Source organism: Pseudoalteromonas sp. SR44-8, from assembly GCF_014163635.1.
Taxonomy (GTDB): Bacteria; Pseudomonadota; Gammaproteobacteria; order Enterobacterales; family Alteromonadaceae; genus Pseudoalteromonas; species Pseudoalteromonas rhizosphaerae.
Genome location: NZ_JACJDS010000033.1, coordinates 1 through 24,362, shown reverse-complemented (window position 1 = coordinate 24,362; position 24,362 = coordinate 1). Strand labels below are relative to the sequence as shown.

Below are 24,362 nucleotides of genomic sequence, written 5' to 3'. Positions count from 1 at the left end.
ATGCTCCTAATTTAAAAATTTCCAGCTTCAGGCTCTTCACCGTCTTCGCTTCCTTGAATACCTTGGAAGTTAACAGCACGAGCAGGAACTACGGTAGAAATCGCATGTTTATACACCATTTGATTCACGGTGTTTTCTAGTAAAATAACAAATTGATCAAATGACTGGATCTTACCTTGTAGTTTGATGCCATTAACCAAAAAGATTGATACTGGAATACGCTCACGACGTAGCGCATTCAAAAATGGGTCTTGTAACGATTGGCCTTTTGCCATGTTATTTTCCTTCGTTCTAGGTGTTATTATAATTAAGTGGCTGAACTCATTTAACAAAGCTAAAAAATTTCAACTACTACTAGCTTAGCGAACTTACAACACGTTGCAAGTTTTCTTCATCACCCGTTGTTAACCACGTTACATCGGGCCAACCTCTTAACCACGTCAATTGACGCTTAGCAAGCTGTCGTGTTGCTGCAATACCGCGAAAGACCATTTCATCGTAATCAATCTCGCCAGCAATGTAATCCCACATTTGTCTATAACCCACGCAACGAATGGAAGGTAAGTTAGGGTGTAAATCCTTACGTTGATATAGGGATGAAACTTCATTTTCAAACCCCTGCTCAAGCATTATTTTAAACCTTTGTTCAATTCGCTGGTGTAAATCGGCGCGATCATCAGGCGCAATAGCAAATTGATGAAAAGTATACGGTAAACTCGGCTGCTTACTTTTTTGTAATTCAGTCATTGTTTTACCCGTTAATCGGTAAACTTCAAGGGCGCGGTTAATGCGTTGCGAGTCATTCTCGCTCATTTTTTGTGCCGCTTGCGGATCAATTATCTCAAGCTCTTTATAAAGTGCCGGCCAGCCATGTTGCTTGGCTTGTTGCTCAAGCTCTGCTCGTACCACTGGGCATGCTTCAGGTAATGGCGATAATCCATCAATTAACGCTTTAAAGTACATCATTGTACCACCAACTAATACAGGCACTTTACCTTGTTGGTGAAATTGGTCAATCTTTTCAATTGCATCACGACGAAAATCAGCTACTGAGTAACTTTCACTAGGGTCGATTAGATCAATTAAATGATGTGGCGCAAGCGCTAACTCATGTTGATCAGGTTTTGCCGTACCTATGTTCATATCTTTATACACTAAGGCTGAATCGACGCTGATTATTTCAGTTTTTAAATGTTGGCATAAGGCGATTGCTAATGCAGTTTTGCCTGCAGCGGTTGGGCCCATTAAAAAAATGACCGGTAAATTACTCAACTCGATAACCTTAATCTAACTGTGCTAAAAAATAACTTAAATCTATTTTAACTGCTTTTGCAGATAAACGCTGGATTGTTTGCGGATTATTTTGCATTCGCGTAACCGCCAAGGCAAAAGCTTGGCTGGCAAAAAAGCGCTCGGGCACTTGGCTAAGCTGCCAGTTTAGCCATTGCTCCACACTATTAAGCTCAGCCTTAGTGGCTTTTAATAGCGCATCTACGGCTTGGCTCACATCAAGCAGATACAAACTCTGTGGCAACTTTTTAACCATCACAAATTGCTTTTCAATCAATAACTCAAAGCCCAGCAAGGTAAACCATGATTGTTGCTGTGTTAAGCTTTGGCTGTCTTCTTTACTGATATTAACTCGCACAGGCAATAGTAAGGCTTTTCCTTCTAAGCTGCCTTGCTCAGCAATAAGCTCAAGCCAATCATTGACTAATAAATATTTAAAGTGTGAGCAATATAATTGCTGTTGCAGGCTAAATACACAACCGCCATCACTTTGTACCAGCAACGGCTGCGCACTTTGCGTCTGTAACAATGGTGCTACTTCTTGAGTAACGCCAATAGGTTGATCAAAATGGCTGGCGTGTTGCTCATTGACCCCTTGATAAAACGCACTCACATCTTGATGATTTGTCCGGCTCGCTTGCTTACTTCGCTCGCTTGAACCTGTATATCCACCACCACTAGGTGCTAAATTAGCACCGTAGCGAGCTTGCTCCGCTGGTTGTAAGTGCGACTTAGGATAATCAAACAAACTGCCTGCTGTATTGCTGGAGTGAGCGGGTGTTGCTGTATGCGCTGCTTTAGCATCGCTGTGTTGCGAATCAACATGCTGAGTAACACCAGCAAACTCATCTTGAAGCGGCACCACGACTTGTTTAATTGCCTGCAGAATAAAATCATGCACTAAGCGACCTTGATGAAAACGCACTTCGTGTTTCGCAGGATGCACGTTTACATCCACTTGACGCGGATCAATGTCGATATAAATAACAAAGCCCGGTAGCTCTTCTTGGCCTGCGACTTCTTCGAACGCTTGGCGAATGGCATGAGAAATAAGCTTATCGCGCATCATACGATTATTTACATAGGTATATTGCGTAGTATTACTCGAGCCAACTGGTAGCACCCAACCATGTAGCTGCAAGCCTGTATCGCCTGACTCAATATATAACCCCTGCTCAGCAAAGGCTTTACCTGCAACCTGAGCGACCCGAGCAATAGCCTGTGCAGGGTCGGTTTTAGCACGATATTGACGCACTACTTTATCGTTATGGGTGAGGGTAATTGACACATCAAAACGGCTCAGGGCAATACGCTTTATTAACTCATCAATGTGAGTAAATTCGGTTTTTTCGGTGCGTAAAAATTTACGTCTAGCGGGCGTATTAAAAAATAAGTCTTTAACTTCAATGGTGGTCCCGTCAGGGTGAGCAGTGGGTTTAATCTGCACCGCCATATCTCGCCCCTGTGCAAATGCTTGCCAAGCCGCCTCTTGCTGTTTGGTTTTTGAGCTAAGCGTCAAACGCGATACCGAACTAATGGACGCCAATGCTTCGCCGCGAAAGCCCAAAGAACAAATATTTTCTAAATCATCAAGGGACTTTAATTTACTAGTAGCATGACGAGAAAGCGCCAACGTGAGCTCGTCTTTATCAATGCCTGAGCCGTTATCACGAATGCGAATAAGCTTATGACCGCCGCGCTCAATATCAATTTGAATACGTGTTGCGCCTGCATCTAGGCTATTTTCAACGAGTTCTTTGACCACAGATGCGGGTCTCTCAACCACTTCGCCCGCAGCAATTTGGTTAGCTAATCGCGCGGGTAATATTTCAATGCTCATACTGATCCTAACGATTTTAACTTTGCGGAATGTCTAACTCTTGACCAATAAACAAGGTATTAGATTTTAATTGATTGACTTGTTTAAGCTTACCTACAGATACCCCATAGCGACTAGCTAACAAACTTAACGACTCACCAGGGCGAACTTTATGTTTAGTAGGATATTGCGATTTTAACGACGCAAACAGCGAATCATCCGGAGGATTTTTAAGATAATAACTTTTGATAGAAGTAAATATTGCTTTCGCTAAGCGCTCTTGGTGATTAGCACTTTTTAATAGTTTTTCTTCTCGCGGGTTTGAAATAAACCCAGTTTCGACCAAAATAGATGGAATATCTGGTGACTTTAATACCGCTAGGCTAGCCGCTTGCGGCTCTTTTTTATGTAACTTAGCGACCTTTTTAAGCTCATGAACCATGCCTTCAGCAACGCTGAAACCGGTTTTCATCGAATGATCCATCGACATATCCAACAGCGCCTGCGCCAAGTACTTTTCACTGGCCGTGTCTTTAATCACTCCAGCAGCACCACCGAGTAGCTCTGAATGTTTTTCTTTATCTTCTATCCATTTACCAATTTCTGAATTAGCACGACGAAGTGATAACACCCAAACAGAGGCGCCATTTGGTTGCGGGCTAGTAAATGCATCCGCATGAATTGAAACTAAAAAGTCAGCCTTTTTCTGCCTTGCACGGCTAGTGCGGGTATTAAGTTTGACAAAGTAATCTCCACTTCGCACCATTCGCGAAATCATCCCGCGCTCAGCATCAATCATCCGCTCTAAGCGTTTGGCAATTTGTAGTGTGATATCTTTTTCATAAGTACCAGAGGGGCCAATTGACCCAGGGTCTTCGCCGCCATGGCCTGCATCAATAGCAATAATAATATCGCGTTGTTGATTAAGCTCACGCTTTTTAACCGCAGTATTACTCGTTGCAGCTACTGGCTCGGCTTGATTTTTGTCATATAAGTCGACCACTAAACGATTTTTATAAGGTCCCGTTGGCGCCAGTGCAAAAATCACCGGTTTAACGGCCCCTGTAAGCTCAAAAACAAATCGTACCCCCTGGCTGCTTTTCGCTTTCGAGTAACGTAGTTTACTGACGATTTGATGCTTACTGGGAATAGTTGGTAGGTCTTTTATTTTATCTGTATTTTCTAAATCGACCACTAAGCGCAGTGGATTTTTTAGCATAAAATAACTGAAGTCGGGCTTATCCGTTAAGTCGAATACTACCCGCGTACTATCTGGCGATGGCCACACCCGTACACTATTGATAGTATTTTGTGCATAGAGATTAGCACTGATTGCTAACAGCAAAAAAGCACCCATCCACTTTATGACAACTCGACTCATCGGTATCTTCACACCCTTGTTATTTGTTGTTATTCACTATGGTTTTTGAGTTTATCCACGATACTGTGACCACGCGGGCTAATGCTTTGGATCTCAATTGCTCGTGCATCGCCGACATATCGTAAAGTAATATCTAAGTCTGGTGTTGGGATAAACTCGCCGCCTTTTTCAGGCCATTCCACCACACAAATAGCTGTTGGCGAAAAATAATCTCGAATACCCATGTATTCTAATTCTTCTGGGTCGCCTAAACGATATAAATCAAAATGATAAACATTGGCCGTTGCCAACTCATATGGCTCCACCAGCGTATAAGTTGGACTCTTAACTTTACCTTGATGACCAAAGCCTTGGATCACACCACGTGTTAAAGTGGTTTTACCTGCTCCCAAATCACCGTGTAAGTAAATAACTGCACCTTGCTCCATTAGCACAGCAAGTTGATTGCCCATTTTAACCGTTGCAGCTTCATCAGCGAGTTGAAAACCAACACAGTGCGTCATTCTAACCTCATGGATAGTATTAAAAACGATAACTTGTTAATCATACCAGATTATTTTGCTAAGGCGAGAATCGACACTTATAGACACAAAAAAACCGGCAAAGTTGCCGGTTTTTTTTGTAATTAGGATTATAGACCTAATTTTTTCTCAAGATAGTGGATATTAGTACCACCATTTTGGAAGTTTTCATCCGCTAAGATGCGCTTATGTAATGACGTATTAGTTTTAATACCGTCAATCACAAGCTCATTCAATGCGTTACGTGCACGGGCAATTGCTACATTACGGTTTTCACCGTAAGTAATTAATTTACCGATCATTGAATCATAGTGTGGTGGCACTGTGTAGTCAGCATAAATATGGCTGTCCCAACGAATACCTAAACCACCTGCTGGGTGGAAACGCGTAATTTTACCCGGTGACGGGATAAACGTTTCAGGATCTTCAGCATTAATACGACACTCAATTGCATGACCACGAATAACGACATCGTCTTGCGTGAATGATAGTGGTTGGCCCGCTGCAATTTTTAACTGCTCTTTGATCAAATCAACACCGGTAACCATTTCTGTCACTGGATGCTCAACCTGAATACGAGTGTTCATTTCAATGAAATAGAACTCACCATTTTCGTATAAGAACTCAAATGTACCCGCACCACGATAACCGATTTCGATACATGCACGCGTACAACGCTCACCGATAAACTTACGCACTTCAGCAGTAATACCTGGTGCTGGCGCTTCTTCGACTACTTTTTGATGACGACGTTGCATAGAACAATCACGTTCACCTAAGTGAACAGCATTACCTTGCCCGTCAGCCAATACTTGAACTTCGATATGACGTGGGTTTTCAAGGAATTTTTCCATGTAAACCATGCTATTACCAAAGAACTGTTTTGCTTCTTGTTGCGTTAAAGCGATTGAGTCAATTAACTCAGCTTCACTGCGAACAACCCGCATACCACGACCACCACCGCCACCAGCGGCTTTGATGATCACTGGGTAACCGATACGTTTAGCGATTTGCATGTTGCGGTCTTTATCATCCGATACCGGACCATCTGAACCTGGTACACATGGTACGCCAGCTTTACGCATTGCTTCGATTGCAGATACTTTATCGCCCATTAGACGAATCGTGTCGCCGCGCGGACCAATAAACACAAAACCACTTTGTTCAACTTGATCAGCAAAATCAGCGTTTTCTGCAAGGAAACCATAACCCGGGTGGATAGCAACTGCATCGGTTACTTCAGCTGCCGCAATAATGCGCGGAATGTCTAAGTAACTTTCAGTGGCAGAAGGTCTACCAATACATATTGTTTCATCTGCAAGCAATACATGCTTAAGATCGCGATCCGCCGTTGAATGCACAGCAACCGTTTTGATCCCAAGCTCTTTGCAGGCGCGCAATATACGAAGTGCAATTTCACCTCGGTTTGCAATGACTACTTTATCTAACATTAGAGTTGGCCTTTTAGGTTGCGCTATTATTCAATGATGAATAAAGGTTGATCAAATTCTACTGGCTCGCCATTTTCAACTAAAATCGCTTTCACGGTGCCCGCTTTATCTGACTCAATTTGGTTCATCATTTTCATCGCTTCGATGATACAAAGCGTATCACCTACTTTAACTTGTGAACCCACTTCTACATATGAAGGCGCTTCAGGAGAAGCTGCTGTATAGAAAGAACCAACCATTGGCGATAATACTTGATGGCCAGTAGGAGCGGCAGGTGCTGCCGCTTCTGCGCTTGCAACATGTGCAGCTGCAGGGGCTGGAGCCGGTGCTGGTGCGTACTGTGGTGCATAATGCGGAGCGTAAGCAGGACCTGCACTCATATTATTACGATTGATACGTACTGATTCTTCACCTTCGGTGATTTCTAATTCAGCAATACCTGATTCTTCTACTAGTTCAATTAGTTTTTTGATCTTGCGAATATCCATGAACGACCCGCCTGTTAGTTTGTTAGTTTAAAATTAATTCGAGTTTTGCAACCGATTGACCGCAGCTTCAAGTGCTGCGCGATAACCCATTGCGCCTAATCCACATATCACGCCCTGCGCCACATCAGAAAAATATGAATGATGACGAAACGCTTCCCGCGTGTGCACATTAGTTAAGTGCACTTCAAAAAACGGGATATCAACAGCCAGTAACGCATCACGTAAAGCCACGCTTGTATGCGTAAATGCCGCTGGGTTGATAATAATGTAATCAATGACCTGCCATGCACTATGTATGTGCTCAATTAAAGCTTGCTCACTATTACTTTGAAAATGCGTTAGCTCAACATCTAGACCATGCGCAAACTCAGTTAGTTCGCTCATAATCTCACTCAGTGTTTGTAAACCGTATTTTTCTGGTTCACGCTTACCCAGCATGTTTAAGTTAGGGCCATTTATAACTAAAAGTTTAAATTTTGCAGCCATAATACGCGATAATCCTATAAATAATGAGTTAAGCCATTTTGATTAGAAATCCCCGCAAAATGTAGAGGGGAAAAACTAAAATAGCAAGTATTTCTCACGTTAACCACCTATTATAGCCAGTTCGATGTAAATAGCAGCAAAATACTGGTCTAATCACTAGTAGCCACCACAAAAACAAAAACGCCACTCATATAAAGTGGCGTTTAAAATAGCGGTGCGAAAAACGTTTATTTAGCGCTATTTCTCACTTTAGCTAAATGCTCAGCAAAGTCCTTGGCATTTAAAAAGCCCGTCACACGCTGTGCTGCAAGCTCTTCACCTTGTGTATCAAAAAACAAAATACTGGGTAAACCAAATACCGTAAACTCTTCCATTACAGCAATTGTTTTATCATCACTTTCGGTCAAATCAATTTTTAACAACTCAAAGTTTGCAAACTCACCTTGTACTTTAGCGTCAGGAAAAGTGTATTTCTCGAACTCTTTACACGCAGTACACCAATCTGCATATAAATCGACCATCACTAAACGACCATCACTGTTTGCATCATTTATTGCTTGTTTGAGCTCAGCTAAGTCAGCAACTAATTTAAAGCCGCGCTCTTGTTGCTCGCCATTTGCGGCACTAACAACTTGCGCTGTTGGCCATATATAGTTTTTAGTTAAGCTCACACCGCTAACAACTAATAACGTTGCAACAAACCACAATGCAGTTTTTAACTTACCTTGTGTTTGAGCGCTCTGCCAATGATGTAAATACAAGGCCGTTGCTAATGCTAATAAGCCCGCCATAAGTAATATGATGTCTGCATCGACAATACGTTCAAGCAAGATCAATGGCACTACCAGCATGATAAAACCAAACAGGGTTTTAACTTGTTCCATCCAGCCGCCTGCTTTTGGCAATAATTTACCGCCGGAAGTGCCTAATAACAGCAGCGGAATACCCATCCCTAAACTCAGCACATACAAAGTTAAGCCGCCAACTAAATAATCGCCGCTTTGCGCAACAAACAATAGCGCAGCTGATAACGGTGCAGTGGTACAAGGTGACGCAATTAAGCCCGATAAAACCCCCATTAAAAACACGCCAATGTAGTTGCCGCCTTTTTGATTATTACTTACTTGTGTGAGCTTATTCATCATGCCGCTAGGGAGCTTTATTTCGTACCAACCAAACATCGACATAGCGAGTAAAACGAATAATAAACTAAAACTAATCAATACATATGGGTGCTGCAAATAACCTTGCACTTGACCACCAAGTGATGCAACCACAAGGCCCAGCGCCGCATACGTAACGGCCATACCCTGCACATAAACAAAAGAAAGCGCAAAAGCTTTTTTAGTGGAAAGATTTTTTTGTCCTGCAATTAGGCTCGACAAAATAGGAAACATCGGAAATACACATGGCGTAAATGCCAAGCCAATACCGACCAAAAAGAAAATCGCTAAGTTCGCTAACAAACCTTGCGAGGCCAGTTTTTCAGTAAAGTTTAATTCTTTTTCTAAGTCATCTTCTTGCGTTACAACATCTTCTGTAGCAGCCGCTGATTCAGCGCTAAGCGCAGCTAATGCATTGCCTGCTGTTGCATTATCAGTTGCAGGGATTTCACCGGCAATCATACTCAATGGAATGGTGATGATTTCTGGCGGGTAACATAGCCCTGCTTCAGCACAGCCTTGATAACGTACTTTAATTACGCCATCTTCAGCTATATTACTTAGCTTGCTGATCACACTGAGTGAATCAAAAAACACTGCTGTTTTGCCAAAGAACTCATCTTCAATGATCACGCCTTTACCAAGATCAGGCACTTCAATATCAGCACCTTTACCAATAATTTCTAGCTTCTTTTTATATAGGTAATAACCCGGCGCAATATCCCAACCAACAAAAAGTGTGCTGCCTTGCTGATCAAAATCAAATGAAAATGCCTGATCAACAGGTAAAAATGTTTGCTCTGCGGGCTGCAGCAAATCACTTAATAAATTATTAGTTGCAGCCTTTGCTGGCATTAACGACAGCGCACAAAGCAATAAAAGAAAACAACGCATTAATTAAGTACCTCATCCATCCAATTAAAATAGGCTAAATTGCCAGTGGCCACATCAATAACCTGTATTTCAGGAATTTCATAACTATGTAATTGCTTGATAGTTTGAATCAATTCATTCATTTTTTCTGACTTTGTTTTAATTAATAATTTACACTCGGTTGCATAAGCAACCTCTCCTTGCCACATATAAACAGATTCCACATTTGGCAGAATGTTCACACACGCAGCTAATTTAAGCTTAACTAATTGCTCAGCTATGGAGCGTGCCTCACTTACATCTGCGCAAGTGGTAAAAATAAGTCGAAAATGAGTCGTCATATTGAACCTTTGATTGATTGCTCTGCCCAATGCCATAGTAGCTGATAGCTAAGGCAAAGTGTAGTTAACCTAAACTGCGGATAATAAATCGCTTAATCAGAGTTCAGGCTATTTAGCCAACACTGCTTTACCACTAGCCTTGAAAAAAGACCTGATAACCCATATTTATATTTCATCAACTCAACTGAGTGATCACTATTTAGAGAGCCTTATGTTTAGATTTTTGTTTTTATTATTTATTCTCGTGCCAATTATTGAAATTGCGTTGTTAATTCAAGTAGCTGATGTAATTGGTGGATTCGCCACTATTGCACTGGTTATTGTAACCGCAATATTCGGCGCAAAATTAGTTAGAACACAAGGTATGGGCGCACTGCAAAATGTGCAAACACAAATGGCGCAAGGGCAAATGCCAGCCAAAGAATTATTTACCGGTTTATGTGTGATTATTGCCGGCATATTATTGCTAACTCCAGGCATTATGACCGACGTATTCGGTTTTTTATTATTGACCCCGGCCATTCGCAATAAACTAGCTGCAGGCCTTGCTAGTCAAGCAACTGTACGTATGAGTGCAGGCATGCAACAAGGTCCAACAGCATTTAATCAGCACACTCATGCAGAGCCAGAACCTCGCAAAATGAGCGAGCCGACCACTATTGATGGTGAGTACGAGAGAAAAGATTAAAAATTTTAATTTTTATCACTTGGGTTTTGAAGCAATACCCCCATTACTGAGTACAACTAAATCAATTGCCTTGAACCACAGGGTTTAATGCGAACTGGTACATATAAAGCTTTTTTCTGTCCTGTTCAGAAACTGTTAGGAGAACTAAATAAAATGAACATTCGTCCTTTACATGATCGCGTGATCGTTGAGCGCCTAGAAGAAGAAACCAAATCTGCTGGCGGTATTGTATTAACTGGTTCTGCGGCTGAGAAATCAACCCGCGGTAAAGTTGTTGCAGTGGGTAATGGCCGTACTCTAGATAACGGTGATGTGAGAGCATTAGAAGTTAAAGTCGGTGACACTGTGTTATTCGGCTCATATGTTGAAAAAGCTGAAAAGATCGAAGGTCAAGAGTACCTGATCATGCGTGAAGACAATATTTTAGGCATTGTAGGCTAAAGCTACTTTTCGTTTAACAAACATTCAGAATTCAGAGGAAATTAATCATGGCAGCAAAAGAAGTACTTTTTGCAGGTGACGCACGCGCTAAAATGCTAGCTGGCGTAAACATCTTAGCAAACGCAGTTCGTGTAACTTTAGGTCCTAAAGGCCGTAACGTAATCCTAGACAAATCATTTGGCTCTCCAGTGATCACTAAAGATGGTGTATCAGTGGCAAAAGAAATCGAACTTGAAGACAAGTTTGAAAATATGGGCGCACAAATGGTTAAAGAAGTTGCATCTAAAGCAAACGATGCAGCCGGTGACGGTACAACTACTGCAACAGTATTAGCACAGTCAATTGTAAACGAAGGCTTAAAAGCGGTTGCTGCGGGCATGAACCCAATGGACCTTAAGCGCGGTATTGATAAAGCAATCATCGCAGCTGTTGCTGAGCTAAAAGAACTTTCAGTACCATGTGCCGATGCAAAAGCAATCGCTCAAGTGGGTACTATTTCAGCTAACTCTGATAAAGAAATTGGCGACATCATTGCAGAAGCAATGGAAAAAGTAGGCCGTAATTCAGGTGTAATCACTGTTGAAGAAGGTCAATCACTTGAAAACGAACTAGATGTTGTTGAAGGCATGCAGTTTGACCGTGGTTACTTATCTCCGTATTTCATCAACAACGCAGAAAAAGGCGCTGTTGAATTAGATAACCCATTTATTCTACTTGTAGATAAAAAAATCTCTAATATTCGTGAGTTGCTACCTACATTAGAAGCCGTTGCTAAAGCAAGCAAACCATTACTTATCATTGCTGAAGACCTTGAAGGCGAAGCACTAGCTACTCTAGTTGTTAACAACATGCGCGGTATCGTTAAAGTATCAGCAGTTAAAGCACCTGGTTTTGGCGACCGTCGTAAAGCAATGCTACAAGATATCGCAGTATTAACTGGTGGTACGGTTATCTCTGAAGAAATCGGCCTGGAACTTGAAAAAGCAACAGTTGAAGATTTAGGTACTGCAAAGCGCGTAGTTATCACTAAAGATGATACAACTATCATCGATGGTGCAGGCGAAGAAGCTGGCATCAACGGTCGCGTTGCGCAAATCAAAGCACAAATCGAAGAAGCAACATCAGACTACGATAAAGAGAAACTACAAGAGCGCATGGCTAAACTTGCCGGCGGTGTTGCGGTAATCAAAGTAGGTGCTGCTACTGAAATCGAAATGAAAGAGAAAAAAGACCGCGTTGAAGATGCACTTCATGCAACTCGCGCTGCGGTTGAAGAAGGCGTAGTGCCTGGTGGTGGTGTTGCACTAGTACGTGCAGCAAGCAAACTTGTTGATTTAGTTGGTGACAACGAAGATCAAAGCCACGGTATCAAAGTAGCACTACGTGCTATGGAAGCACCACTTCGTCAAATCGTTACCAACGCAGGTGACGAAGCGTCTGTTGTTATTAACACAGTTAAAGGCGGCACGGGTAACTTCGGTTACAACGCAGCAACTGGCGAATACAACGACATGATTGAAATGGGTATCCTAGATCCAACAAAAGTAACGCGCTCTGCACTACAATTTGCAGGCTCGATTGCTGGCCTTATGATCACCACTGAAGCAATGGTAGCTGAAATCCCAAAGGATGAAGCTGGCGGCGCTGATATGGGAGGCATGGGCGGCATGGGTGGTATGGGCGGCATGATGTAATTCATCTCCTAACCATCTAGCTAAAATAAAAACCCAGCTTCGGCTGGGTTTTTAGCTTTAAGAGCAACGATAAAGTAGCAAATAAAATGACTCCAGCGTATTGCAGTGCTTTTTAACTGTATGCCAAAACCATACTCAGAGTTAATTTTATTTATAAGCCATAATTAAGGATATTAAGATGAATAAAAAGCCTGAACTGATCATCTCGTCACTCGATGCTGATAGATTGTATGATTTAATGGAATCATTACCAGCAGGAAGCTTTGCTGGCGAAAAAGAACTTGAAGCTGAACTTGGCCGCGCAACAATCGTTGAGCCAAAAGATGTGCCTTCGACAGTGGTTACTATGAACTCAACGGTAAACTTTATCGTTGAATCAACTAAAGAAGAATTCACTAAGACCTTAGTGTATCCAAAAAATGCTGATGCAAGTACTGATAAAATATCAATTTTAGCCCCTGTTGGTAGCGCCTTACTTGGTCTATCGCAAGGTGATGAAATTGAATGGCCAAAACCAAGTAGCGGTCTCATAAAAGTAAAAATAAAAGCAATCACTTATCAGCCAGAACGAGCCGGTGAGTTACATCGATAATATTTAGTGTTATTAAAAACCCAGTGAAAGCTGGGTTTTGTTTTTAAAGATAATAAGTTTAAAACCTAGCGCCAGCCACACGTAAGTCCAGATTTATCGGGAAAAGCTTTCTGGCTGAAGTCAGACCTACTGATAAATCTAGCACCGCACTTAACGTACCAGCCTTTTGTCCTCGGGTTATATTTTCTTATATGCTAAAAAGCATCTTTAAGCACTGCATTATTTCAAGGTAGGACAATGACAAACATAAAACAGCATATAGGTAGCATGGCATTAGTTGTAGGGAATTATGATGATGCGATTGCATTTTACACTCAAAAACTGGGGTTTGATTTAATCGAAGATACTGATCAGGGTAATGGCAAACGCTGGGTATTAGTATCACCACCTAACTCTAATGGCACTAATTTATTACTCGCACAAGCAAGTACTCAACAGCAGTTAGAGGCTGTGGGCAACCAAACTGGGGGCCGAGTGTTTTTATTTTTACATACCAATGACTTTTGGCGAGATTATGAATTAATGCAAAAAAATGGCGTTAACTTTAATGAACAGCCCCGCGTAGAAGAATACGGCACCGTTGTGGTATTTGAAGATTTGTATGGTAATAAATGGGACTTACTACAATTAAATTAAAAGCAGTCTGTGAGAGGTCACTAATCGCGATAAATCACAACCTACTGGCGCTTAATATGGAACCTCTGGTTGACTTGATATTGTTCAATTAACCCTCATTAACTAACTATTAGTAACCATATTAAAAACAAATGGATTTATTAAACAAAGTTAGCATTGAAACATTATTAGTTCACCTTGGTGTAGTGACGTTATTGTTACTGGTGATATTGTGGTCAATGGTAAAAATAGTTGTGTGGGGTAAAACCATGTCACGAGGGGCTTTTTTATTTTTGTCGTTCTTTCCGCTTATTTCGTTATTCCCTATTCCACCCCCGCAATTTGAGAATGTACAAAAAGCCAAACAAGAGCAACGTAAACGCAAAGAAGACTCCGGCGATCCACCAGAAGAGGACGAAGGTGAAGCATCGCGCTGAGATTCTCAGCTAACGATGCTTGAAAAACACTATCAATGAATCACATTATTGCTGACTAATTTGATATAAACGCTGTGCTTGGCTATTTGAATCTTTGCTGACGCTACGAAATTCTTCAGCATCACTGGCATTTTGCACAGAGATCTCACGAATTCGCTCTGCCAAGTTTTTCACATTTTCGGTTACCTGTGATTGCTCTTCAGTCGCTACGGCAATGCTTGATGAACGCTCTTTAATATCATTAAACGCGGTAACAATACTTTCATACTGTGCACGTGTTGTTGCTGAGCGCTCGTTCACTACTTCAGAGTATTCACGGCATTCTCCAATAACGTTAACCCCTCGACTAGCGGCTTCTTGCAATTGGCTGATCATGGTTTCAATCTCGCCAGCCGATTGCTGAGTACGATGTGCCAAAGTTCTAACTTCATCAGCCACTACCGCGAAACCACGCCCTGATTCACCTGCTCGAGCAGCTTCAATGGCGGCATTAAGCGCAAGTAGATTAGTTTGTTCTGAAATATTCATGATCACATCAAGCACCGAGCCCACTTGTTTTGAGTCTTGTGCAATCCGTGAAATGGCATCTGATGATTCCGTTAATTTATCAAATAATAACTGGATTGATTCGGCATTCTTCTCAATAACATCAAAACCAGAATTCACTAAATCAGCTGATTGCGTAGTAATATCTGCAACGCTCAAAACATCTTGTGAGGCTGATGAGGCTGCTACCGACATTTCATGAATTGCCTCAGCCAACATGTTGTTTTCTTCCATTAACTCTTGCGTACGAATTTGGCTGTTATTACTTAAGTTATCCATCGCTTCAGCGTTGTTTTTAACCGCAGCGGCTTCTGCTTGGATCTGTTCTAAAATCTTAATCAGATGATCGCCATAATCATTAATCGCTTCGCATAAGTGGCTCATTTCATCACTTCCACGCACGGCCAGTTTTGAATTCGTGCGACCTTGCACCAACATTCTAACTTGCTCTGTGGTGGTGTTAATTTGCTGCACCAGGCGATTACCAAAAATCAGTAATACTGATACAAAAGCGAGAATAAGGGCGATAAATGAACTGTATAAATAATAAGTGAGGGTGTTAACGGTTTTCTTGGCAATTGCGGCAGGAATAATAACCCCTGAGCGCCAATTTTGCTCTGCCAATGAGTAAGTTACTAAAATAGATTCGTCATTATTAACCACACCACTCGAAAATTCAGCAACAGTTGTATTGCTGTTTTGCAAGGCGCTGACCAACGGCTTTAAGCTACTGTCTTTACTGGCAACCTGAGTAAGGCTCATCATTGCTAAGTTAGTATTGCGTATCGATGGAATCGATACTAATTGCTCGGCGCTATCTAAAATAAAGTTATAGGTGCCCGTAGCATTGTTCTCTGCGATCAATGAGCTTTCGATAGATGCCAGTTCAACGTCTAAGGTGGCAACCCCCCAAAATTGGTTATCACGGATTATTTTCACGGAACAGGTAACCATCGGTACATTCGATACCGTGTCTACATAAGCTTCGGACCAAACGCACTCACCCCGATTAGCGTTAATGGCATTTTTATACCAGGTTTCTTGTTGATACGCGCTGCTGTCGGGCTGGTTATAATCATCTAAAAGTTTATATTGGCCATTACCTGTTTTCGCCCAGAAAAGAGATGCCTTTGCTGCTGAAGGCAGCATTTTATTCGGCTCAGGCCAAATACCACCACCCGCAATACCTTTGCCACTTGCAATCAAAGGAGCAATATTTTCAATAAAGGCCGCCTGCTGCAATGGCAAAGTCTCGGCTACCACGGCTAAGCTTTGCGTTAAGGTGGCACTTTTAGCTAAATCTTTTGCTAACGATTCGCCGATCACCTTTGCTTGTAATTTTGCGCTGGATATAGCGTCATTTTTAATGATTGGCGTAACAACTAGCTGCATTATTCCTGACAGAATAATTAAAGCAAACAACAGCAGCAGAAAACTCCCTAGGTACATTTTTTTTTGTATCAACATCTTCTTTTTACCTCAGTAGTAAATAATAGCCGCGCAAATTAGAGTATAGGGACTGTGCTGTATTTAGCAAAACGAGTTCCTAAAAATAGTGACCAAAAAGTATATTTAACCGCTATTTACCATTAATGAGCTGCCTAACAATAGCAAATAAATCACTTGGCAACATACCGCGCTCCCCTTCGCGTTCTGCCAAAATATCGGCTGCTTTAGCGTGCAATGTCACACCGTAACATGCGGCTTGATCAACAGCGAAACCTTGAGCAAGTAACGCACCTATGATGCCGGTAAGCACATCACCACTGCCACCAACGGCAAGCGCTGGATTACCATTTTCGCACAACCAAGTTTGCTGCCCGTTGGCGATCAGGCTACCCGCGCCTTTCAGCACACTGGTACTGGTATAACGTTTAGCTAAATCCGTAGCAGATTGAAAACGATTTGCTTCAATCTCAGCAATTGAAACTTTCATTAGCCGTGAGGCTTCACCAGCATGCGGGGTTATTATGCAATTTTTAAGGCGATACTCTAAAGCATGCTTAGCCAACAAATTTAAACCATCAGCATCAATAACTAATGGTAAATTATTTGCTAAGCAATATTGTATAACCTGCTCAAATGTCGTTTTCGCCCAACTATCCTGACCAAGACCTGGACCAATAATGACACAATTTGCCCATTCAAGGGCTGCGGATAAACTGTCGCAACTGACCATTAATTCAGGGCGACCACTACTAACGACTTGTACACTGCTTTGATGAGTATAAACACGCACCATTGCAGCGCCTGTACGAAGTGCTGCTTCACTTGATAAACGAATGGCCCCGCTAGTACCTTGATTCCCACCGACGCATAACAGCTTGCCGTGGTTCCCTTTATGGCTATTGCGACTTCGTGCAGCAAGTGGTTTAAAACTAGTGATATTGATAAGTGTTGCGCTAGCATCCACTAACTTGGTAAATGATTCTGCGATCCCTAAATCATTAAAAATGATTTTTCCTGCAGCACTTCGCCCGGCACCGGTTACTAAGCCTTGTTTAATCCCCACAAAAGTAACGGTAATAGTAGCCTGAATAGCGATGCCAAGTGGCTGCCCGGTGTCGGCGTCTATGCCTGAAGGTAAATCAATTGCCACTATTGCGCTAGGTTGCGCGTTGGCATCTTCAATCATCGTTAAAAATGGCGGACGAACTTGACTATTAATTCCGGTACCTAACAAACCATCAATAATAATATCGGCATTATTGAGGCGACCTTGCGTGTAACTTTCAACTTCGCCCCCCAATGCTTGCCAACGTTGCTGAGCTGTAAGCGCATCCCCGGTGAGATGTCTACTGGTATCGGCTGCAAGTACAATGACTTCCTTACCGGCTTGCTTGGCAAGGCTTGCCACAATATAGCCATCGCCCGCATTATTACCATAACCGACCAGAATAAAGTAGCGCTGAGCATTCGGAAAATGCTCGATACACTGCGAGAATACCGCATGCCCTGCGCGCTCCATCAAAGTGAACATGCTAACGCCTGCCAAGGTCGCTGCTTTTGCTTCGTGCTCCCTCACCTGCTTTGCCAAAAATAGTTGCTGTGCTAGGCCTTGATTCTGCATATTGATCCATAATGGAAGACGGGCTGTTTACTTAGACTATTAGCCACAGCTGCTAGCGTCAAGGAATGTCGTCACCAACATTTTCAGGCTAATTTAGGAGGTATACTTAGGAAGGATGGTCTTTTCGTTTGCTTTTGTTGCTGCATTTAGCAACTTTAATAAAAAACGGCGCGCAATTTACATTGCGCGCCGTTTTTTAAAACTTACTAATTAAGTGAGTTTATTCTGCTTCCGGCAGGTTACGGCCGTAAAAGATTTCTTGCATTTCACGTGTTAATTTAGAACGAATTGCTTCTTCTTCGTCTTCAGATAAATCACTCGTAGTAACACCAAATAAATAAGTATTTAGGTCTGTTTCTTTTAGCATCATCTTAGTGTGGAACAAGTTTTCTTGATACACATTCACGTCCATCATTTGGTACGCTTCTTTGGTATCTTCGGTCATGTAGTTTTGAATTGAGTTGATCGCATGATCGATATAGTGCTTAACACCATCTACGTCACGGGTAAAACCACGTACTCGGTAGTCAATTGTTACAACATCTGATTCTAAGCTATGAATTAGGAAGTTTAACGCTTTTAATGGCGAAATAATGCCACAGGTCGATACTTCGATATCGGCACGGAAAGTACAAATACCATCATCAGGGTGAGCTTCAGGATAGGTATGAACGCAGATGTGGCTTTTATCTAAATGAGCAACAACTGTTTCAGGTAATGGTCCTGGTGCTTCATCAACTTCATAAGTTTGCTGCTGCTCAATTGGCTCTTCTGAGATCAGAATTGTTACACTAGCACCTTGAGGATCGTAATCTTGACGCGAAACATTTAAAATATTCGCACCGATAATGTCTACTACTTCACCTAAAATATCGGTTAGTCGATCAGCACTGTACTGTTCGTCGATATATTCAATATATTCTTTACGTTGTTGCTCAGTCTTTGCATAGCAAATATCGTAAATACTAAAGCTTAAACTTTTGGTTAAGTTATTAAAGCCATGAAGTTTAATTTTATCGAAGGGTTTGTTCATGATAAACCAACCTATAAACAAGTGAAATCTGCCAGAGCAGAATGAAAAGTTCGCGGATTTTATACGAATTTCACCTCAGGAAAAAGCGTTATTTTCCCTGTTCTTGTATAACTTCGTGTGTGTGGGTAATTTCTACTGTTTTATCAAGCATTAATGCTACTGAACAATACTTCTCTGCAGATAGTTGAACGGCACGCGCAAGGTGCTTTTCTGAAACGTTATCGCCAGTCACAACAAAGTGTAAGTTAATCTTAGTGAATACTCGCGGAGCGGACTCTGCGCGTTCAGCACTCAATTGCACTTGCACATCTGAAAACTGTTGTTTAGCTTTTTTTAGAATACTGACTACATCAACCGATGAACAGCAGCCAACTGACATTAATACCATTTCCATTGGGCTTGGTGCGGCGCTATCGCTACCAGCATCAAACACAACATTGTGACCAGAATTAGAACGCCCTAAAAAAGTATCGCCTTCAACCCATTTCACATTCGCTTGCATTTTATTACTCTCAAAGAAGTTATTTCCTTGATTGTAAGGAAGTCACACGCAGTTGCAAATTAAAAACGATAATTGGAATGATCAGGCACTTTCGACAACTGCGCTATCAAAGAGGTTTTTTACCAATGCGGCAAATTCATCGATAAATGCATGTTGCTCTATTGTCACTTGATTACTGGTGACGCTGCTGAGGACTTCTTGTAAGTCGTATACAATGCCATCTACTTCACGCACGATTTGACTACGTTGTTCAGTAGAAAGCTCTGTGTGTTGCTGGCATAACAACATAACATTTTCAGCAATATCATCTTCTATTAGCTCCATAATAGTAGGAGCGCCTGGTTTTATTTCGCCGGACTTCTCAAATAATGCTAAATTTTGAGTAAGATACATGATGAGGTCATCATATCCTTGCCTATCTAAAACCATAATTATCCACACCTAATTAAAACGACTGTATTGATTTAAGCAGAAAGCGCTTTTAATTGCTACCTTTGAGCATTAACCAATACAAAAAAAGCAGCCTTGGCTGCTTTTTTAGTTATTTATTACTATTTGACCAAAATCGATTAATCGATTTTTAAGCCTGGGCTTAATGTTGCTGGCATTGCTACTTTTTCAAGTTCAACAGAGGCAACTGGGTATGCGCAATAATCAGCTGCATAGTAAGCACTTGCACGATGATTACCTGATGCACCAATACCACCAAAAGGAGCTGCACTTGAGGCACCGGTGATTGGGCGGTTCCAGTTAACAATACCAGCACGGATACGACGTAAAAAATGGTCGTAATCTGCCGCATTATCACTGAGTAAACCCGCAGACAAACCAAAGCTGGTATCGTTGGCTTTATCAATCGCACTATCAAAATCTGTAAAGCGGAATACTTTTAATAGTGGACCAAAGTGCTCTTCATCTGGGAAGTTAGCAACATCTGTGCACTCAATAATACCAGGCGTTACAAAACCTGTATTTTCAGTATGCTTAAGCTCAACCAATACTTCAGCACCAAGCTCAACGAGTTGTTGCTGTGCTTTTACCATACCAGCGGCCGCAGCTGATGAGATCATCGAGCCCATAAACGGTTGCTCTACATCATCGTAGTTGCCCACTTTGATGGCTTTAGTCGCGGTAATTAAACCGGCTAAAATTGCATCGCCTTGCTCACCTGCTGGTAAAAACAGCTTGCGTGCACAGGTACAACGTTGGCCACTTGAGATAAATGCTGATTGAATAATATCGTGAATAACGGCTTTGGTATCAGCAACATCAGTAATAATCAGTGGATTGTTACCACCCATTTCTAATGCTAAGATTTTACCTGGTTGACCGGCAAACTGCTCATGCAGAATATGACCTGTGCGTGATGAACCGGTAAAGAATAAGCCATCAATACCTTTGTGAGCAGCAAGAGCCTTACCTGTGGCTACTTCGCCTTGTACTAGGTTAATAACCCCTGCTGGTAAACCTGCTTTTTCCCATAACTTAAGCGTTAGCTCAGCAACAGCTGGAGTTAGCTCCGATGGTTTAAACACCACGGTATTGCCCGCCAAAAGTGCAGGCACAATATGGCCATTAGGTAAATGACCAGGGAAGTTATAAGGGCCAAATACCGCCACTACACCATGTGGTTTGTGGCGGATCATTGCACGACCTTGCGGCATTGGGTTTTCTACGTCGCCAGTGCGCTCTAAAAATGCTTTTTCAGAGATAGCTATTTTACCGACCATAGCACCCGCTTCAGTGCGAGTTTCCCATAACGGCTTACCCGTTTCTTGGGCTATTACAACAGCAAGCTCTTCGCTGTGCTCTTTTAGGGTTTCGGCAAAAGTTTTTACAATCGCTAAACGTTCTGCAAATGATTTATCAGCCCAGCTATAAAATGCTGCACGCGCAGAGTTAACAGCGGTGTCTACTTGCTCACTGGTGGCTGAGTTTGCTTGCCAAATAATTTCGTTATTGGCTGGGTTTACTGAATTAAATGCATCGCCTAGGCCTTGCGACCATTGACCATTAATAAATTGTGCAGGATGAGTCATGTACTTTCTCCTAAATTATATACGTGTTGCGGTAACTATATCGCCAGCTTGTAAGTGCAGTGCATCGGCCATTGCCTGTGGCAAAGTCAACTCAGAGCTTGTTTCATCAAGGTTTAGTTGTGCAACGGTTGCTCTAAAATCATTGAGTTTGTCATTCGCTAGCATGATAGCCGTCTCGCCGCTGTTTTCACCGATTTTTACGGTAAAGTTTTTGGCATTACGAATAGTTGCAATATTATCTACTTTTGCTTCTACCGTTGGGCCAGCATCAAAAATGTCAACGTAGCCATTAAAGGTGAAGCCTTCTTTTTTCAGTAGTTCAATCGCAGGGCGCGTATTATTGTGCACCTTGCCGATCACGGCTTGCGCCTCTTTACTTAATAAGTTGACGTAAATTGGGTACTTTGGCATTAGTTCAGCAATAAACACTTTTTGGCCAATACCGGTTAAGTAATCAGCTGTTGGAAAATCCATCGAGAAAAAGTGTTCTTCTAACCATTGCCAAAATGGACTACTGCCGTGTTCGTTAGAAACACCGCGCATTTCTGCAATTACGGTTTCAGCAAAGCGTTCTTGGTGCTGCTTGATAAACATAAAACGTGCTTTTGAAAGCAGCTTACCGTTATTATTTTTACGGTAACCATCTTTTAAAAACAGCGTACAAAGCTCAGTTGCTCCAGTGTAATCATTACACAAGGTTAAAATATCAACCGCTTTATAAACATTCAATGTACGAGATGAATGAATAGCTTTACTTAAATGATAGTGATAAAACGCATCATCTAAACCAACCGCAGCTTCAATTGCTGAGGTACCGACTACTTCACCTGTTTCGCTATCTTCAAGAACAAACAAGTAACCTTCATCACCCGGATGAGATGCACTTTTTGCGAATGAGCTTATTGAATGAGCTATCTTCTTTTGTAATAACTCTTCGTTATTAGGTAAAGAGGTAAAACCATGTCCTGATTCGTGGGCAATTTTCAATAAAGCTGGGTAATCACATTGCTGGATTGGGCGAAGGATCATCATGAGTCCGCTTGCTCCCTTATAAATAACGGTAAATTAAGAATATTAGGGCAAGCTTGCTACTTGCCCTTATTATGATTAGAGGTGTTGATTAACCGTTCACAACGTTGGCTACGGCTTTTTCAAAGCGCGCCATCCCTTCACGGATATCCGCTTCAGGGATCACTAAAGATGGAGTAAAACGCACCACATCGGCACCCGCGACTAACGACATCACACCCTCAGCGGTTCCTGCTACTAAAAACTCTTTAGCACGACCTTTAAACTGCTCATTAACCACAGCACCAATTAATAAACCTTGACCACGAATTTCCGAGAAAACGTTGTACTTATCGTTAATTGCAGTTAGTAATTCATTAAACAATGCTGACTTTGCTTTTACGCCAGCTAATACTTCTGGTGTATTCACAGTATCAAAGGCTGCTTCACCAACAGCACATGCCAACGGATTGCCGCCATAAGTAGAACCATGAGTACCGACTTTAAGGTGCTTAGCAATCTCTGTCGTGGTGATCATTGCACCAATTGGAAAACCGCCGCCAAGTGCTTTTGCAGTAGTTAAAATATCAGGTACTACATTTAACCCTTGGTATGCATAAAGATCGCCAGTACGACCGACACCAGTTTGTACTTCATCAAAAATAAGTAATGCGTTATGTTTAGTACATAACTGGCGTACACCTTGAGCAAACTCGTCAGTAGCAGAGATAATGCCGCCTTCTCCTTGTAATGGCTCCATCATTACCGCACATGTGTTATCAGAGATTAGTGCTTCAAATGCGGCTAAATCGTTATAGTCACAATGTACGATATCTCCCGGCTTAGGACCAAAACCATCAGAGTAAGCAGCTTGACCGCCCACGGTTACAGTAAAGAATGTACGGCCATGGAAACCTTTATTGAAAGCGATGATTTGCGATTTTTGCTCACCAAAATTTTCAAGCGCAACACGACGCGCTAATTTTAGTGCGCCTTCATTTGCTTCTGCGCCTGAGTTGGCGAAATATACTTTTTCAGCAAATGTAGCATCTACCAATTTTTTAGCTAAACGAAGTGCTGGCTCATTAGTCATTACATTTGATAGGTGCCAGATTTTTTCGCCTTGCTCTTTTAATGCTTTAACCAATGCTGGATGACAATGACCTAGACAGTTAACAGCGATACCACCGGCAAAATCGATATATTCACGACCTTGCTGATCCCATACACGTGAGCCTTCGCCACGAACAGGAATAACGCTTGAAGGTGCGTAGTTAGGAACCATTACTTGATCAAATAATTCGCGATTGACTGTCATTTTATATCCTCTTAATTGTGATCCTACAGAAAGTTTAAAAAATAGGCTTGATGATAGACTGTTGTACCATCTCCTTTGGCGTAAATCAGCATAGCTCACATCGCCAAAAAATACTCTCTGGTTCAATTTTCAGATAATCATTATTTCAGAGTTTTTCGTTATTGTCTCTTATAAAACTTTCATGTAGCCCTTGTTATTAAAGGCTTTGAGATATAATTTCAGAGATAGTGAATAACTATCTGAATAACGAATTATGGGGTTGTTTATTCTATATCGCTGCCCCACCACCCACCAGGCAGAGCTTTGCAAGATAAAATATGGGTAAGAGTAGATATTAATAATGAATGAATAGTCGTAAAAAAATTAACAAAAAATTTATGAAATAAGGGCGTGTTGACCTTTCAGGATTAAAATTTGTTCAAATTAGGGGCGATTTAATCACGGCGCGAGATTTGTAACCTAGTGGGCTAAGTAAAAATTGAGCAAAGCTTCCGCGTCCTGCTCACGCCCCTTACTTACATCCATGTCATAGGTAGGTACTTAAGAAAAATATTAAGTACAGCCTT

24 protein-coding genes are annotated in these 24,362 nt (G+C 41.8%); 6 read left to right on the top strand and 18 right to left on the bottom strand.

Translation table 11 applies throughout. The features are described from left to right. Positions 1–11 precede the first annotated feature (11 nt). The 10 genes from hfq to cutA form a co-directional block, all read right to left on the bottom strand. On the bottom strand, positions 12–275 hold the full coding sequence (gene hfq, locus H5183_RS15925) for an RNA chaperone Hfq (RefSeq protein WP_064668197.1): 264 nt from the start codon (positions 273–275) through the stop codon (positions 12–14). Positions 276–354: 79 nt separating this feature from the next. After that, complete coding sequence (gene miaA, locus H5183_RS15920) at positions 355–1,272, bottom strand: tRNA (adenosine(37)-N6)-dimethylallyltransferase MiaA (RefSeq protein ID WP_149980497.1); 918 nt, start codon at positions 1,270–1,272, stop codon at positions 355–357. Positions 1,273–1,282: 10 nt separating this feature from the next. Next, entirely contained in the window at positions 1,283–3,130 is a 1,848-nt protein-coding gene (mutL, locus tag H5183_RS15915) for a DNA mismatch repair endonuclease MutL (RefSeq protein ID WP_182732165.1), read from the bottom strand. Positions 3,131–3,146: 16 nt separating this feature from the next. Then, positions 3,147–4,490 (bottom strand): N-acetylmuramoyl-L-alanine amidase, encoded by a 1,344-nt coding sequence (locus H5183_RS15910; protein ID WP_145238092.1) that lies wholly within the window; start codon positions 4,488–4,490, stop codon positions 3,147–3,149. A 29-nt stretch (positions 4,491–4,519) separates the two neighbouring features. Next, positions 4,520–4,993, bottom strand: a complete 474-nt coding sequence (gene tsaE, locus H5183_RS15905) for a tRNA (adenosine(37)-N6)-threonylcarbamoyltransferase complex ATPase subunit type 1 TsaE (protein WP_182732164.1) — start codon at positions 4,991–4,993, stop codon at positions 4,520–4,522. A 128-nt stretch (positions 4,994–5,121) separates the two neighbouring features. Continuing rightward, the gene (gene accC / locus H5183_RS15900; RefSeq protein WP_145238085.1) at positions 5,122–6,462 is read right to left on the bottom strand and encodes an acetyl-CoA carboxylase biotin carboxylase subunit; all 1,341 of its coding nucleotides are present in this window, start codon (positions 6,460–6,462) and stop codon (positions 5,122–5,124) included. Positions 6,463–6,488: 26 nt separating this feature from the next. Continuing rightward, positions 6,489–6,950, bottom strand: a complete 462-nt coding sequence (gene accB / locus H5183_RS15895) for an acetyl-CoA carboxylase biotin carboxyl carrier protein (protein WP_182732163.1) — start codon at positions 6,948–6,950, stop codon at positions 6,489–6,491. A gap of 33 nt (positions 6,951–6,983) precedes the next feature. Then, positions 6,984–7,436, bottom strand: coding sequence for a type II 3-dehydroquinate dehydratase (gene aroQ, locus H5183_RS15890; RefSeq protein ID WP_145238079.1), 453 nt, complete (start codon positions 7,434–7,436; stop codon positions 6,984–6,986). A gap of 227 nt (positions 7,437–7,663) precedes the next feature. After that, a complete protein-coding gene (locus H5183_RS15885; RefSeq protein WP_182732162.1) occupies positions 7,664–9,493 on the bottom strand; it encodes a protein-disulfide reductase DsbD in 1,830 nt (609 codons plus the stop codon). Further along, entirely contained in the window at positions 9,493–9,813 is a 321-nt protein-coding gene (gene cutA / locus H5183_RS15880; protein ID WP_182732161.1) for a divalent-cation tolerance protein CutA, read from the bottom strand. Before cutA ends, H5183_RS15885 begins: the two co-directional genes overlap by 1 nt. 211 nt (positions 9,814–10,024) lie before the next feature. Between cutA and H5183_RS15875 the strand changes: the two genes are divergently transcribed. The 6 genes from H5183_RS15875 to H5183_RS15850 all read left to right on the top strand — a co-directional run bounded on the left by H5183_RS15875 (position 10,025) and on the right by H5183_RS15850 (position 14,280). Then, positions 10,025–10,501, top strand: a complete 477-nt coding sequence (locus H5183_RS15875) for an FxsA family protein (RefSeq protein ID WP_182718924.1) — start codon at positions 10,025–10,027, stop codon at positions 10,499–10,501. 153 nt (positions 10,502–10,654) lie between these two features. After that, entirely contained in the window at positions 10,655–10,942 is a 288-nt protein-coding gene (locus H5183_RS15870) for a co-chaperone GroES (RefSeq protein ID WP_054204533.1), read from the top strand. A gap of 47 nt (positions 10,943–10,989) precedes the next feature. Beyond that, positions 10,990–12,636, top strand: coding sequence for a chaperonin GroEL (groL, locus tag H5183_RS15865; protein ID WP_182732160.1), 1,647 nt, complete (start codon positions 10,990–10,992; stop codon positions 12,634–12,636). Positions 12,637–12,814: 178 nt separating this feature from the next. Next, positions 12,815–13,228 (top strand): nucleoside diphosphate kinase regulator, encoded by a 414-nt coding sequence (rnk, locus tag H5183_RS15860; RefSeq protein ID WP_182732159.1) that lies wholly within the window; start codon positions 12,815–12,817, stop codon positions 13,226–13,228. A gap of 237 nt (positions 13,229–13,465) precedes the next feature. Next, positions 13,466–13,864: a VOC family protein gene (locus H5183_RS15855; protein WP_149980488.1), complete on the top strand. Its 399-nt coding sequence runs from the start codon at positions 13,466–13,468 to the stop codon at positions 13,862–13,864. A 131-nt stretch (positions 13,865–13,995) separates the two neighbouring features. Continuing rightward, positions 13,996–14,280 carry a hypothetical protein gene (locus H5183_RS15850; protein WP_149980487.1) on the top strand — a complete coding sequence of 95 codons (285 nt, stop codon included), beginning with the start codon at positions 13,996–13,998 and terminating at the stop codon, positions 14,278–14,280. Between the two features lie 45 nt (positions 14,281–14,325). On the opposite strand, the gene H5183_RS15845 is transcribed toward H5183_RS15850, so the two are convergent. From H5183_RS15845 to H5183_RS15810, 8 genes are all read right to left on the bottom strand, one after another. Continuing rightward, complete coding sequence (locus tag H5183_RS15845; protein ID WP_259397354.1) at positions 14,326–16,218, bottom strand: methyl-accepting chemotaxis protein; 1,893 nt, start codon at positions 16,216–16,218, stop codon at positions 14,326–14,328. A 187-nt stretch (positions 16,219–16,405) separates the two neighbouring features. Then, entirely contained in the window at positions 16,406–17,896 is a 1,491-nt protein-coding gene (locus tag H5183_RS15840) for an NAD(P)H-hydrate dehydratase (protein WP_182732157.1), read from the bottom strand. Positions 17,897–18,116: 220 nt separating this feature from the next. Further along, positions 18,117–18,929 (bottom strand): adenosylmethionine decarboxylase, encoded by an 813-nt coding sequence (speD, locus tag H5183_RS15835; protein ID WP_145238045.1) that lies wholly within the window; start codon positions 18,927–18,929, stop codon positions 18,117–18,119. 88 nt (positions 18,930–19,017) lie between these two features. After that, positions 19,018–19,431, bottom strand: a complete 414-nt coding sequence (locus H5183_RS15830) for an OsmC family protein (protein WP_145238042.1) — start codon at positions 19,429–19,431, stop codon at positions 19,018–19,020. A gap of 81 nt (positions 19,432–19,512) precedes the next feature. Further along, positions 19,513–19,860, bottom strand: a complete 348-nt coding sequence (locus H5183_RS15825; protein WP_149980484.1) for a DUF3802 family protein — start codon at positions 19,858–19,860, stop codon at positions 19,513–19,515. Between the two features lie 140 nt (positions 19,861–20,000). Next, positions 20,001–21,470: a succinylglutamate-semialdehyde dehydrogenase gene (gene astD, locus H5183_RS15820; RefSeq protein WP_145238036.1), complete on the bottom strand. Its 1,470-nt coding sequence runs from the start codon at positions 21,468–21,470 to the stop codon at positions 20,001–20,003. A gap of 15 nt (positions 21,471–21,485) precedes the next feature. Next, positions 21,486–22,502 carry an arginine N-succinyltransferase gene (astA, locus tag H5183_RS15815; RefSeq protein ID WP_145238033.1) on the bottom strand — a complete coding sequence of 339 codons (1,017 nt, stop codon included), beginning with the start codon at positions 22,500–22,502 and terminating at the stop codon, positions 21,486–21,488. 88 nt (positions 22,503–22,590) lie between these two features. Beyond that, positions 22,591–23,796, bottom strand: coding sequence for an aspartate aminotransferase family protein (locus H5183_RS15810; protein ID WP_149980483.1), 1,206 nt, complete (start codon positions 23,794–23,796; stop codon positions 22,591–22,593). Positions 23,797–24,362: the final 566 nt, after the last annotated feature.

Bases quoted from the DNA above. Each gene is read 5' to 3' on its own strand.
- hfq (WP_064668197.1), bottom strand. From the start codon at position 275: ATGGCAAAAGGCCAATCGTTACAAGACCCATTTTTGAATGCGCTACGT.
- mutL (WP_182732165.1), bottom strand. From the start codon at position 3,130: ATGAGCATTGAAATATTACCCGCGCGATTAGCTAACCAAATTGCTGCG.
- H5183_RS15910 (WP_145238092.1), bottom strand. From the start codon at position 4,490: ATGAGTCGAGTTGTCATAAAGTGGATGGGTGCTTTTTTGCTGTTAGCA.
- tsaE (WP_182732164.1), bottom strand. From the start codon at position 4,993: ATGACGCACTGTGTTGGTTTTCAACTCGCTGATGAAGCTGCAACGGTT.
- accC (WP_145238085.1), bottom strand. From the start codon at position 6,462: ATGTTAGATAAAGTAGTCATTGCAAACCGAGGTGAAATTGCACTTCGT.
- accB (WP_182732163.1), bottom strand. From the start codon at position 6,950: ATGGATATTCGCAAGATCAAAAAACTAATTGAACTAGTAGAAGAATCA.
- aroQ (WP_145238079.1), bottom strand. From the start codon at position 7,436: ATGGCTGCAAAATTTAAACTTTTAGTTATAAATGGCCCTAACTTAAAC.
- H5183_RS15885 (WP_182732162.1), bottom strand. From the start codon at position 9,493: ATGCGTTGTTTTCTTTTATTGCTTTGTGCGCTGTCGTTAATGCCAGCA.
- cutA (WP_182732161.1), bottom strand. From the start codon at position 9,813: ATGACGACTCATTTTCGACTTATTTTTACCACTTGCGCAGATGTAAGT.
- H5183_RS15875 (WP_182718924.1), top strand. From the start codon at position 10,025: ATGTTTAGATTTTTGTTTTTATTATTTATTCTCGTGCCAATTATTGAA.
- H5183_RS15870 (WP_054204533.1), top strand. From the start codon at position 10,655: ATGAACATTCGTCCTTTACATGATCGCGTGATCGTTGAGCGCCTAGAA.
- groL (WP_182732160.1), top strand. From the start codon at position 10,990: ATGGCAGCAAAAGAAGTACTTTTTGCAGGTGACGCACGCGCTAAAATG.
- rnk (WP_182732159.1), top strand. From the start codon at position 12,815: ATGAATAAAAAGCCTGAACTGATCATCTCGTCACTCGATGCTGATAGA.
- H5183_RS15855 (WP_149980488.1), top strand. From the start codon at position 13,466: ATGACAAACATAAAACAGCATATAGGTAGCATGGCATTAGTTGTAGGG.
- H5183_RS15850 (WP_149980487.1), top strand. From the start codon at position 13,996: ATGGATTTATTAAACAAAGTTAGCATTGAAACATTATTAGTTCACCTT.
- H5183_RS15845 (WP_259397354.1), bottom strand. From the start codon at position 16,218: ATGCAGCTAGTTGTTACGCCAATCATTAAAAATGACGCTATATCCAGC.
- H5183_RS15840 (WP_182732157.1), bottom strand. From the start codon at position 17,896: ATGCAGAATCAAGGCCTAGCACAGCAACTATTTTTGGCAAAGCAGGTG.
- speD (WP_145238045.1), bottom strand. From the start codon at position 18,929: ATGAACAAACCCTTCGATAAAATTAAACTTCATGGCTTTAATAACTTA.
- H5183_RS15830 (WP_145238042.1), bottom strand. From the start codon at position 19,431: ATGCAAGCGAATGTGAAATGGGTTGAAGGCGATACTTTTTTAGGGCGT.
- H5183_RS15825 (WP_149980484.1), bottom strand. From the start codon at position 19,860: ATGGTTTTAGATAGGCAAGGATATGATGACCTCATCATGTATCTTACT.
- astD (WP_145238036.1), bottom strand. From the start codon at position 21,470: ATGACTCATCCTGCACAATTTATTAATGGTCAATGGTCGCAAGGCCTA.
- astA (WP_145238033.1), bottom strand. From the start codon at position 22,502: ATGATGATCCTTCGCCCAATCCAGCAATGTGATTACCCAGCTTTATTG.
- H5183_RS15810 (WP_149980483.1), bottom strand. From the start codon at position 23,796: ATGACAGTCAATCGCGAATTATTTGATCAAGTAATGGTTCCTAACTAC.